Source organism: Thalassospira lucentensis (genome assembly GCF_011806425.1).
Lineage (GTDB): Bacteria > Pseudomonadota > Alphaproteobacteria > Rhodospirillales > Thalassospiraceae > Thalassospira > Thalassospira lucentensis_B.
In genome coordinates this window covers 493,851-505,366 of sequence record NZ_JAATOV010000003.1, presented here as the reverse complement: position 1 = coordinate 505,366, position 11,516 = coordinate 493,851, and the positions used below count along the sequence as shown (strand labels likewise).

The following is an 11,516-nucleotide window of genomic DNA, read 5'->3' as shown; positions in this document are numbered from 1 at the left end:
ACTTGTACAAAAATGAACAGGGTGACCTATGCGTCAGTTTCCGTGGGATGATTTACAGTACTTCCTGGCCGTCGCGCAGGAAGGTCGGCTTTCATCCGCGGCACGGCGCTTGCGCACCAGCCACGTGACGGTCGCGCGCCGCATTGAGCGGCTTGAACAGGGGATTGGTGCCAAGCTGTTTGAACGCAGCCCAAAGGGTTATACCCTGACCCAAATGGGCGAAAGGCTGATGGAGCCAGCCAAGGCCATGGCAGTCGAAGCCGACAAAATGCTTGGCGTGGTTGGGGAAGGGGCCGCCCCCCTAAGTGGTGTCATCCGGCTGAGCGTCCCTGAAGGATACGGCAATTCGTTTATGGCCGAAAAACTGCCGCTGTTTGCCCGCCAGCACCCCAACCTGACAATTGAAATGGTCAATATCCAACAGATCGTTTCATTGTCACGCCGCGAAGCCGATATTTCGGTTTCGCTCAGCACGCCCAAGGCCGGTTCGTACCATTATGAAAATATGTCGCGTTACAATCTGTACGTCTATGGATCGCGCGATTATCTGGCGCGAAACCCTGCCATCAAACAACGCGCTGATTTATCCAGCCACCCGTTTATTGGCTATATCGAAGATATGATTTTCACCCCTGAACTTAACTATCTGGGTGAAGTTGTTCCGGGATTGCGCGCATCCTATCAAACATCAAGCATCATGGCCCAGCTTCAAGCCTGCCGGGCGGGTTATGGGCTGTGTGTATTGCCCTTTTATATGGGGGATGCGTGTGATGATCTGATCGCGGTTTTACCCGAAGTCGTTCCAATTCATCGTAATTATTGGCTGGTCTGCCATAATGATTTGATCGATGCCGCGCGCATTCGACCCCTTGTCGAATTTATCCGGCGCGAAACCACAGCCGCCCAGCAATGGTTTAACGGCTTTCCCGAACGATATATCTGATCGGCTTATGGATGGCTTGTGACAGTGCTTGCATCTTGTTGTCTTTGCCGTCATTTTGATCGATAACGAAAATTCACCGCACAAGGTGAAAATCCGAAAACAGGAGAACGTCATGGGTAAATTGGATCGTCGCCGCCGTGAAATCCTCGAATTGGTGGCTTCCAATAGCTTCATGACCATCGACACACTTGCCGATCATTTCTCTGTCACCCCTCAAACCATCCGCCGCGATATAAATGAAATGGCCGAAGAAGGCCTGATCGCGCGCTATCACGGCGGGGCAGCCAGTGTTTCGACAACCGAAAACACCGCCTATACTGACCGCCAAGTCCTTAATCTGGGCAGCAAGCGTGAAATCGCCAAATTGGTGGCCGAACACATCCCCGAAGGTGCGTCGTTATTTATCAATATCGGCACCACCAACGAAGAAGTCGCACACGCCTTATCCAACCACACCAGCCTTAAAATCATCACCAATAACCTTCATGTCGCCGAGATTTGTGCTGCAAATCCGGGGTTCGAAGTGATCATTGCCGGGGGTGTTGTGCGTCAACGTGACTTTGGCGTGATTGGCGAAGCCACCATCGATTTTATCAACCAGTTCAAGGTCGATTTTGCCATTGTTGGCATTTCCGGTGTTGATGAAGATGGCAGCCTGATGGATTTCGATTACCGCGAAGTCCGTGTTGCGCGCGCTATTATTTCCAATGCGCGCCAGACCTTCCTATGCACCGACGCATCCAAATTTGGCCGTCGTGCCATGGTCCGTCTGGGGCATCTGTCGGAAATTGATGCGCTGTTCACCGATCGGCACCCGGGGCCAATTTGGTCGGATGTCATTCGCGATGCGGACGTATCTGTCTACACGGCGAACTAGGGTTCAAACCCACGGTTTAAGCGATGTTTGGAAATCAGGCGTAAACGCCATCGTTGCGTTTGCCCGCCCGCATGCTGATCGGTCCCTGGGCGGAACCATTTAGCATCTGTGTCAGATGTTCGTTATGCGCATCATCAATCGCACTGGTCGGGCCAGACCAATAGACTTTGCCGTCATGCATCATCATCAGGTTCTGATACCGGTGCCGGGCAATCTGCATGTCATTGGTGATTGAAATGACCGTGGTGCCGCGTTGCTTGGCAATTTTGGCAATCATCAATTCGATATGGTTCGACAAAACCGGGTCAAGACCAGCAGTCGGGTTATCAAGCAGCAACAGCGCAGGATCCGATGAAATGGCGCGTGCGATGCCAACGCGCTTTTGCATGCCGCCCGAAAGGTCATTGGGCTTAAGAACCGCACTTTCTTCGGCCAGGCCCACATGCCCCAAAAGGTCAATGGCATGCGCCTTGGCGTCGTCACGGCTCATGGTGCCGGCTTCGATTTGACGAAAACAGATATTTTCCCAAACTGTCAGGCTGTCAAAAAGCGCGTTTTGTTGAAACAGCATGCCTATTTGTGATGCCCATTCCGGCCGCGCTTCTGCGTTGGGTTTGGAAACGTCATCACCGTTAAGGATAATACTGCCGCTATCGGCACCATAAATGCCGACAATGCATTTCATCAAAACGCTTTTGCCCGCCGCCGATGGCCCAATAATCGCCAGCGTTTCACCCTTATCCAGCCGCAGATCGACGTCGTTTAATGCAACCGTGTCGCCAAACCGTTTGGTCAGGCCATCGACCGTAATAAAAGAAGCAGGCGCTTGCGTATCAGATTGGGCGTTTGTCATGAGACTTCCGGTTTTGGGCCAAAGATCGGCACAGTTCAAATGGCGTCAAAGTTCAAATTTCGTGGTCGGAGTTTCGGCAATTGTCGGGCAGGGGGCAAGCGTGAAATTCACAAAAAACAAAGCGGCCCCGATTGGAGCCGCTTTGCACTGGTGTTTTGAGGTGTGATAACCCGCTTAATGCGACAGAATTTGGCTAAGGAATAGCTTGGTTCGTTCGTTTTGGGGGTTATCAAAGAATGCTTGTGGCTCGGCCATTTCAATGATCTGGCCAGCATCCATAAAGATCACACGGTCGGCGACCTCTTTGGCAAAGCCCATTTCGTGGGTCACGCACAACATGGTCATGCCTTCTTTGGCAAGTTCGACCATCACATCAAGAACCTCTTTGACCATTTCCGGATCAAGTGCTGATGTCGGTTCATCAAACAGCATGATTTTCGGCTGCATGCACAGCGAACGGGCAATTGCCACACGCTGCTGCTGACCACCTGAAAGTTGGCCGGGGAATTTATGGGCCTGTTCGGCAATGCGAACACGTTCCAAATAATGCATGGCCAAATCATTGGCTTCTTTCTTGGGCATCTTGCGAACCCAGATCGGTGCCAATGTCAGGTTTTCCAACACAGTCATATGCGGGAAAAGGTTAAAGTGCTGGAACACCATGCAGACATCGCGGCGGACAGCTTCGATGTTTTTCACATCATCGCCCAGATGGATGCCATTCACGGTGATTTCGCCTTGTTGATAAACTTCAAGACGGTTCAGTGTGCGGATCAGCGTTGATTTACCTGAACCCGACGGGCCACAGATAACAATACGCTCCCCTTTACGAACGGTCAGGTCAATATCCTTAAGAACGTGGAAATTGCCGTACCATTTGTTCATCTTGGATACTGTGATGACATCCTCAGAAGACGGAGGACGCAAAGCATCGTTTTTGGTTTCGGTTGCAATAGTCATTGTTTTTTCCTCACGCCTTACCTGCGTTCGCCTTTGCGAAGTTCTTTTTCAAGATAGGCAGAATATTTCGCCATCGAGAAACAGATCAGGAAGAATATTGCCGCGGCGAAGGCATAGCCTTCGACGTAATACTTGGTCCATGCCGGGTCACTGCGAAGGGCCAGCTTCACCGTGCCAAGGAAATCAAACAGGCCGATAATCACGACCAGTGTGGTGTCCTTGAACATGGAAATAAAGCTGTTCACCGTTGGCGGAATCACCAACCGCAACGCTTGCGGCAAGATGATCAAACGCATGGATTTCCAGTATGGCAGCGCAAGACTTTCGCCTGCTTCAAACTGACCACGCGGTACAGCCTGCAACCCGCCACGAAACACCTCGGCAAGGTAGGCCGCCGTAAACATGATGATACCGATCTGCGCACGCAGCAACTTGTCGATGGTGACCCCATCAGGCAAGAACAGCGGGAACATCACGGACGCCATGAACAAAACCGTAATCAGCGGCACGCCACGAATGACTTCGATATAGACCACGGACAAGGTTTTCAGCGCAGGCATGTTTGATTGCCGCCCAAGGGCCAGCAAAAGTCCAAACGGAAAGGCAAACACAATCCCGATTGATGACAGGATCAGCGTCAGCGGAAGACCGCCCCAATAGCTGTTCTGAACATAGGTAAGGCCAAGGAAGCCGCCCCACATCAAAAAGGCAATGACCGGAACACCAATCACCCACATCGGGATGATCCATTTGCGAACGCTTGGATATTTAACCCCGCCCAGGCTGGCACAAATGATCCCGATCAGGATAATCATCGCCAACAATGGACGCCATTGTTCATCATACGGGTAGGTGCCAAACAGGATCAGCCGCAAGTTTGCATTCACAAACCCCCAGCACGCTCCTGTAACCTCGGAACAGGCTTCAATCGATGGCTCAAGTGTTGCGTTGATAATCGCCCACTCAATGATCGGCGGAATAAGCCATGCCAGAAAGGCAATCGAACCAATGGTCAAAAGGGTGTTGAACCACCCGTCAAACAGGTTCTTTTTGGCCCACGTCACCGCACGTCCGGTAACGGTTCCGGTCGGCAAAGGAGGTAATTTTGCATTTTCTGACATGTTACCTCTCCACCAGCGCCATCTTCTTGTTGAACCAGTTCATAAAGAGCGAGGTCAACAAGGACAAACCAAGATAGACCGACATAAAGATCGAAATGGCTTCGATCGCCTGGCCTGTTTGGTTCATGGTTGTGTTGGAAACCGACACCAGATCAGGATACCCAACAGCAACAGCCAAAGAACTGTTTTTGGTCAGGTTCAGATACTGGTTGGTCAGTGGCGGGATCGCGACACGCATCGATTGCGGCAAGATCACCTTGCGAAGCGCAACAGAGCGTTTGATGCCAAGGCTATCAGCAGCTTCCCACTGGCCGGACGAAACGGCCTGAATGCCTGAACGCACGACTTCTGCGACATAGGTTGACGTATAAACCGTCAAGCCAATCAGAACGGCCATAAATTCCGGCGAGATGTTATATCCCCCCTGAATGTTAAAGCCTTTCAGGGCAGGGATGCTCATTTCCGTCGGCGCACCGCCGATCAAATAAGCCAGCAAAACCAGACCAACGAAAATACCAATGCTTGTGATCAGTATCGGAAACGGTTGGCCCGTCGCATCTTGGCGTTTGGTTGCCCATTTCTTGATGAAATAAATCGCAACCAACGCAATGATCGCGGCAATCCCCATCAAGGTATAGGCATTGTCGGCCACCGGAACGGGTAAATACGTCCCGCGTGATGTCAGCAAAACACCGGGCAGGGGCTCAAAGGCGTTCCGCGGATGGGGAAACGCCGCTGGAATAAGGGCATACCAGAAGAAAAGTTGAAGCAATACCGGGATGTTACGGAATGTCTCGACATAAACCGTGGCCAGTTTGCGAACAAGCCAGTTCGACGACAGGCGTGCCACGCCAAAGATGGTTCCGATGATCGTGCAAAGGATGATGCCAAGTACGGCGACCTTCACGGTATTGAGAAGACCAACCAACAATGCCGTCGCATAATCGCTTTGGGCACTGTAGTCGATCATGGTCTCGCTGATTTCGAAGGATGCTTCGAGATCGAGGAACCCGTAACCGGTAGAGATGTTCTGTTTTTCAAGATTGTACAGGGTGTTGGATACCAGATACCAACCAGCCAGAATAACCAGGCCGATGGCGATGATCTGATACAGAACCGCCCGCACATTCTCGTCATTTAGATAATCGACGAGACTCTTGGAACGAACATCCCCCGGGACATTTTGAGGCTTACTCATATGACCCTCAGGTGTAGATTGTATCCAATGAATGGGCACCTAACGAAAAGCTCCGCCCATGCGTTAAGGCAGTGGGGCGGAGCTTTGTCTGTTAGTTAGCCAATGCTAAGCGATTAGCGGATCGGCCAAGCATACTGCAGGCCACCATCGGTCCACAGAGCGTTCAAACCACGCTCAAGGCCCAATTTCGCGGTAACGTTTTTCTCATAGCTTTCGCCATAGTTACCGACCTGTTTGATGATGTTGTATGCCCATGCTTCATCAAGACCAAGAGCTTCACCCATGCCCGGCGATGTGCCCAGCAGACGCTGGATACCCGGGTTTTTGCTTTCGGCTTTCATCTTGTCGACATTTTCGCTGGTGACGCCAAATTCTTCGGCTTCAACCATCGCAAGGAAGGACCAACGTGCAACGTCTGACCACTGTTCGTCACCCTGGGCGACAACCGGACCAAGCGGCTCTTTGGAAATGATTTCCGGAAGGATCGCATAGTCGTCTGGGTTTTCGGCCATGGTGGTACGGATCGAAGCAAGACCCGATGCATCCGTGGTGTAAACATCGCAACGGCCAGAGAAGAAAGCAGCAGTTGCTTCGTTGATGTTTTCGATCACGACCGGCTCAAAGCTCATGCCTTTTGCGCGGAAGTAATCAGCAAGGTTCAACTCGGTGGTCGTGCCCGGCTCAACACAGACAGTTGCGCCGTCAAGCTCGGTCGCGCTCGAAACGCCAAGTTTTTTCGGGACCAAGAAGCCCTGACCGTCATAGTAGTTGATACCAGCAAAGGTCAGACCAAGTTTCGCATCACGGGTCGTGGTTGCCGTGGTGTTACGCGACAGGATGTCGATCTCACCAGACTGAAGCGCCGTGAAACGCTGTGCTGCGGTCAGCGGGGTATACTGTACGCTGTTGGCGTCGCCAAGAACCGCTGCTGCGATTGCACGGCAGACATCAACGTCAATACCTTCCCACTTGCCTTCAGCGTTCGCAGCCGAGAAACCCGGAAGACCGGTGTTCACGCCGCACTGAACGAAACCTTTGGCCTTGATGCCGTCCAAAACTGCACCCGCATGGGCGTTCTGTGCGGCGACGGCTGCAACGGTCATTGCGCCAGCGGCCAGGATCGTTTGAATTTTCATTAGAAAAAGCTCCCTTATTAGCAAAGCATTGTTTTTTAGCTTTTGTGCCACCCTGGATACGTTATTTCACACATATCCATGTGTCTGAATGTCATCAGACCCCTCAAATTAAGAAATTTAGGCTGCCTTGTGTCAAGTGCGAAAAATTTCCGGTGGGCGCGCATACGGCGAAATGGGCTTTAAAATCAGTTCTTTTTAATTGATGCGCATCGGGAATGCGCTCAGGGATTTTAGGTAAAATTGATGGAAAGTTGTGTTTTTTCAATCGTTTGCCACGCCTCTTGGTTGAATGTGCGATAAAATACGGAAATGCACGAAGTTTTTTTCGTAACAATACGTACGTTGATCAAAAAAAGAACACATGACGGCAATGGTTAAAAACCATGCACTGTTGCAGTGCAGAATCGGCACGGCGGGTGCGGGCCTTGTCATGGATAGGGGGCCAAAACGACACGGCGCAGGTAAAACCAGACTTGGCCAAAAATAAACCCCCGCCGGTTAAGGCGGGGGTGCAGGGCTTAGCTTTTCAGGTCATCAAGGTTGGAAAACAGTTCCAGCGCCGTTGGGTTTGCAAGGGCCTCTTGGTTTTTAACCGGTCGACCATGGACCACATCGCGCACCGCCAATTCGGTGATCTTACCTGATTTGGTGCGGGGGATATCGGCAACCGCAATCACCTTCGCCGGAACGTGGCGTGGGGTGCAGTTGCTGCGGATTTGCTTTTTGATTTTATCGATCAGATCTGTATCCAACGTGTAATTATCGCGCAGCACAACAAACAGGATCACCCGAACGTCGTTATCCCATTCTTGGCCAATGACAATCGATTCCTGAATTTCAGGTAGCAATTCCACCTGACGATAAATCTCGGCCGTGCCGATACGCACACCACCGGGGTTCAAAGTGGCATCGGATCGGCCGTAAATCACCATGCCGCCTTCATCATCCAGCTCGACATAATCGCCGTGGCACCAGATGTTATCGAACTTATCGAAATAGGCACTGTGATAGCGCGCCCCATCCGGGTCATTCCAAAAGCCAATCGGCATGGACGGGAAGGGCTTGGTACAGACAAGTTCGCCCTTTTCATTACGCACCGGCTTACCGTCATCATCAAATACGTCAACCGCCACGCCAAGGGCACGGGTTTGAATAACCCCGCGTTTGACCGGCAAAACCGGGCAGGCCAGAACAAAACAGCCCAAGATATCGGTGCCGCCCGAAATCGATGCCAGATGAATGTCTTCTTTAATGTCGCGATAAACGTAATCAAAGCTTTCCGGCGCCAAGGGCGATCCGGTTGATGTCATTGCGCGCACACTCGACAGGTCATGTGTCTGGCGGGGTTTAAGATCCGCCTTGGCCAGTGCATCGATATATTTGGCAGACGTACCAAACAGGGTCATGCGCTCCGCATCGGCATAATCAAACAGGATATTGCCACTCGGATAGAACGGCGATCCGTCATATAGCAACAGGGTCGCACCTGCTGCCAAACCGGCCATCAGCCAGTTCCACATCATCCAACCGCATGTGGTGAAGTAAAACACCCGATCCCCTGGCGCGACGTCGCAATGCAATACATGCTCAGACACCTGTTTTAAAAGTGTCCCGCCCGTGCCGTGGATGATGCATTTTGGTTTGCCGGTCGTGCCCGACGAAAACATCACATAAAGCGGATGATTAAATTCGACCTGTTCGAACTGGATCTTTGTTCCGTGATACCCGGCGATAAAATCGTCATAGGTCACGCCGCCACGGATGTTGGTGGTGTTTTCCCCGTCAAACGCATAGGGCACGATCACGACCTTTTTCAGGCTGTCGATGCGATCGACAACATCGCGGACCTTTTCGCGAATGTCATGTTGCTTACCATTATAATGGTATCCATCAACCGTGATCATAATGGTCGGTTCGATCTGGCCAAACCGATCCACCACGCCTTGAACCCCAAAGTCGGGGGAGGCCGATGACCATGTCGCGCCAATTGTCGCGGATGCCAGCATCGCAACAACGGTTTCCATCATGTTGGGCATATAGCCACACACACGGTCACCTTTGACAACGCCTTCGGCCCGCAACGCTTGCGAGAATTTCGACACCGCAATATTCAGCTCCGCCCATGACATGCGGCTTTTAACTTTGTCTTCGCCCCAGAACACCAGCGCGTCACTGTTATCATCGCGCACCAAAAGGTTTTCGGCAAAGTTCAGGCGGGCATCGGGAAAGAACTGCGCGCCGGGCATTTTGTCGCCGTCAATCAGCACACGCTCGCCCCAGCTTTCTGCTTTCAGCTCGGCAAAATCAATAATCGCTGGCCAAAACGCATCAAGGTGATCGACCGACCAATCATACAGTGCGGTAAAACTCGCAAGGTCCAGGTCATGCTTGTCATTCACCCAACGGCGAAAACGGGTGACGTTCGCATTTTCGATACGGTCTTTCGCGGGCTGCCAAAGCAAGTCGCTCATGATGTGTCCTTTGTTTCCTGCCGGTGACGAATATGGATGCTGTGTCGGTGGTGTTTTTTTATCGTTGAATATGTCGTTCTGCGGGGGCGCGGCGCGGCGCGGCACCTTGGGGTGGTGCAGGGCATTCGTGCCATATGCGCGACCGAGCGGACGCTAAATAGGTATCTTCTTACCACTTTTTTAAGCCGAAAAATAACCCGCTGCAACCATAGTGACGCCAAAGTCGTAAATTGGTAATACCAATTCGATCAAATTTCCTAAAGTGAGGTGTCATAGGTATCAGTTCAATATATTGTTATTAATAGATTATTGTTTGTTTTAGGGATGGGAAAAATAGTTTGTGTGGTTCCGCGTTGTTATCTGTATCAGAATAATAATATAACCGAAAACGGCGGTATTTTGTTTCTTCCTGATTCGCGCTGCATTCGGTATCTGTTTGTAATCACGAAATCTCTTGCGCTTGCAGGCCGCCGTATTACGGTGGCTTTGTAGTTTGCGAAATAGGAGATAACGTCTTGGCTGGTATTGATGAAAGCCGCACTTTTGTGTCGATTAACATTGCCGTTCTGACGGTCAGTGACACCCGCACCGCGGCAAATGACACATCTGGTGATGTTCTGGCCAAGCGCATTACCGACAAAGGCCATTGCGTGATTGACCGGAAAATCCTGCCCGATGATCAGGACGTTCTGGTTAAGCAGATGTCCGCGTGGTGTGATGTGCCTGATGTCGATGTGATCATCACAACCGGCGGCACCGGCGTTACCGGCCGCGATGTCACGGTCGAAGCGCACCGGAAGCTCTATGAAAAAGAAATCCCCGGTTTTGGCGAGCTGTTCCGTTGGCTGTCTTATCAAACGATTGGCACCTCAACCGTTCAATCGCGCGCCACTGCAGGGGTTTGTCGTGGGACATATATGTTTGCGCTGCCCGGATCGACCGGGGCATGTAAGGATGCCTGGGATGGAATTTTGCATCACCAACTCGATATCCGTCATCGCCCGTGCAACTTCGTCGAACTGATGCCGCGCCTGACCGAAGTCTAAGCTCTGCGACAGGCGCGTCCTCGCAGCGCGCCGTCATTTTCGTCCTGCTGGCTTATCCAAGCCGCCTTTATCACACTGGAAGCCCCATGGAATTCATCACCGATCCGTTCTTTTATGCTGTTGGCATTCCGGCCGTTCTGATTGCCGGCGTGTCAAAAAGCGGCTTTGGTGGTGGATTGGGGGTGATGGCGGTGCCATTGATGGCGCTTGCGGTGTCGCCGCAGGCCGCCGCGGCCATTATGCTGCCGATCCTGTGTTTGATGGATCTGGCCAATGTCTGGGCCTATCGCAAACGCTGGGATCGGCGCAACATGATGATCTTGGTACCCGCCGCATTGCTGGGCATTTTGGTCGGGACGCTGACTTTTAGCTATCTTAGCGTCGCGGCGGTAAAGCTTATTATCGCGGCGATCGCGATCATCTTTACCCTCGATCACTGGCTGCGCGGTAAAAACGCAGGCGACACACCCAAATCTGCAACGTGGGGCAAGGGTAGTGTTCTGGGCGGTTTGGCTGGCTTCACAAGCTTTGTCGCCCATGCCGGTGGGCCGCCGGTTTCGATGTTCCTGCTGCCCCAGCGATTGGACAAATCTGTCTTTGTCGGCACAACGGTGATGTTCTTTATTGTCGTCAATTACGTCAAACTGATCCCGTACTGGTTCCTTGGGCAATTTGATGCGTCAAACCTGGGCACGGCGGTTGTGTTAATTCCCGTCGCGCTGTTTGGCACATGGCTTGGTCTTTGGGCGCATGACAAGGTCAATGTCGTGTGGTTTTACCGCGTATGTTACGGCCTGCTGTTTATCACCGGCTTAAAATTGCTGGCAGACGGCATTATCCATTTCGCCGCATAAGCGCCATTTGCCGCGGGCAGGGCGCATTGGTCATCCCACAGGTTCTGCAATTTTCAT

General features: G+C 51.9%; 10 protein-coding genes. 4 read left to right on the top strand and 6 right to left on the bottom strand.

The window, feature by feature from the left end; all coding sequences use genetic code 11:
• The first annotated feature begins 28 nt into the window (after window positions 1-28).
• Together HCZ99_RS12355 and HCZ99_RS12350 are read left to right on the top strand one after the other, a co-directional pair.
• Entirely contained in the window at window positions 29-943 is a 915-nt protein-coding gene (locus HCZ99_RS12355) for a LysR family transcriptional regulator (protein ID WP_167447270.1), read from the top strand.
• A gap of 112 nt (window positions 944-1,055) precedes the next feature.
• Window positions 1,056-1,820: a DeoR/GlpR family DNA-binding transcription regulator gene (locus HCZ99_RS12350; RefSeq protein WP_167447269.1), complete on the top strand. Its 765-nt coding sequence runs from the start codon at window positions 1,056-1,058 to the stop codon at window positions 1,818-1,820.
• Window positions 1,821-1,854: 34 nt separating this feature from the next.
• On the opposite strand, the gene HCZ99_RS12345 is transcribed toward HCZ99_RS12350, so the two are convergent.
• The 6 genes from HCZ99_RS12345 to HCZ99_RS12320 all read right to left on the bottom strand — a co-directional run bounded on the left by HCZ99_RS12345 (window position 1,855) and on the right by HCZ99_RS12320 (window position 9,559).
• Window positions 1,855-2,673 (bottom strand): ABC transporter ATP-binding protein, encoded by an 819-nt coding sequence (locus HCZ99_RS12345; protein WP_167447268.1) that lies wholly within the window; start codon window positions 2,671-2,673, stop codon window positions 1,855-1,857.
• Between the two features lie 174 nt (window positions 2,674-2,847).
• Window positions 2,848-3,633, bottom strand: coding sequence for an amino acid ABC transporter ATP-binding protein (locus tag HCZ99_RS12340; protein WP_167447267.1), 786 nt, complete (start codon window positions 3,631-3,633; stop codon window positions 2,848-2,850).
• A gap of 17 nt (window positions 3,634-3,650) precedes the next feature.
• On the bottom strand, window positions 3,651-4,754 hold the full coding sequence (locus tag HCZ99_RS12335; protein ID WP_167447266.1) for an amino acid ABC transporter permease: 1,104 nt from the start codon (window positions 4,752-4,754) through the stop codon (window positions 3,651-3,653).
• Window position 4,755: 1 nt separating this feature from the next.
• Window positions 4,756-5,952, bottom strand: a complete 1,197-nt coding sequence (locus HCZ99_RS12330) for an amino acid ABC transporter permease (RefSeq protein ID WP_167447265.1) — start codon at window positions 5,950-5,952, stop codon at window positions 4,756-4,758.
• 113 nt (window positions 5,953-6,065) lie between these two features.
• Window positions 6,066-7,088 (bottom strand): amino acid ABC transporter substrate-binding protein, encoded by a 1,023-nt coding sequence (locus HCZ99_RS12325; RefSeq protein WP_167447264.1) that lies wholly within the window; start codon window positions 7,086-7,088, stop codon window positions 6,066-6,068.
• A 518-nt stretch (window positions 7,089-7,606) separates the two neighbouring features.
• Window positions 7,607-9,559: an acetoacetate--CoA ligase gene (locus HCZ99_RS12320; RefSeq protein WP_167447263.1), complete on the bottom strand. Its 1,953-nt coding sequence runs from the start codon at window positions 9,557-9,559 to the stop codon at window positions 7,607-7,609.
• A gap of 515 nt (window positions 9,560-10,074) precedes the next feature.
• Here HCZ99_RS12320 and moaB point away from each other — a divergent pair.
• Both moaB and HCZ99_RS12310 read left to right on the top strand, forming a co-directional pair.
• The gene (gene moaB / locus HCZ99_RS12315; protein WP_167447262.1) at window positions 10,075-10,605 is read left to right on the top strand and encodes a molybdenum cofactor biosynthesis protein B; all 531 of its coding nucleotides are present in this window, start codon (window positions 10,075-10,077) and stop codon (window positions 10,603-10,605) included.
• Between the two features lie 86 nt (window positions 10,606-10,691).
• Entirely contained in the window at window positions 10,692-11,459 is a 768-nt protein-coding gene (locus HCZ99_RS12310; protein ID WP_167447261.1) for a sulfite exporter TauE/SafE family protein, read from the top strand.
• The last annotated feature ends 57 nt before the right edge of the window (window positions 11,460-11,516 follow it).

Bases quoted from the DNA above. Each gene is read 5' to 3' on its own strand.
- HCZ99_RS12355 (WP_167447270.1), top strand. From the start codon at position 29: ATGCGTCAGTTTCCGTGGGATGATTTACAGTACTTCCTGGCCGTCGCG.
- HCZ99_RS12350 (WP_167447269.1), top strand. From the start codon at position 1,056: ATGGGTAAATTGGATCGTCGCCGCCGTGAAATCCTCGAATTGGTGGCT.
- HCZ99_RS12345 (WP_167447268.1), bottom strand. From the start codon at position 2,673: ATGACAAACGCCCAATCTGATACGCAAGCGCCTGCTTCTTTTATTACG.
- HCZ99_RS12340 (WP_167447267.1), bottom strand. From the start codon at position 3,633: ATGACTATTGCAACCGAAACCAAAAACGATGCTTTGCGTCCTCCGTCT.
- HCZ99_RS12335 (WP_167447266.1), bottom strand. From the start codon at position 4,754: ATGTCAGAAAATGCAAAATTACCTCCTTTGCCGACCGGAACCGTTACC.
- HCZ99_RS12330 (WP_167447265.1), bottom strand. From the start codon at position 5,952: ATGAGTAAGCCTCAAAATGTCCCGGGGGATGTTCGTTCCAAGAGTCTC.
- HCZ99_RS12325 (WP_167447264.1), bottom strand. From the start codon at position 7,088: ATGAAAATTCAAACGATCCTGGCCGCTGGCGCAATGACCGTTGCAGCC.
- HCZ99_RS12320 (WP_167447263.1), bottom strand. From the start codon at position 9,559: ATGAGCGACTTGCTTTGGCAGCCCGCGAAAGACCGTATCGAAAATGCG.
- HCZ99_RS12310 (WP_167447261.1), top strand. From the start codon at position 10,692: ATGGAATTCATCACCGATCCGTTCTTTTATGCTGTTGGCATTCCGGCC.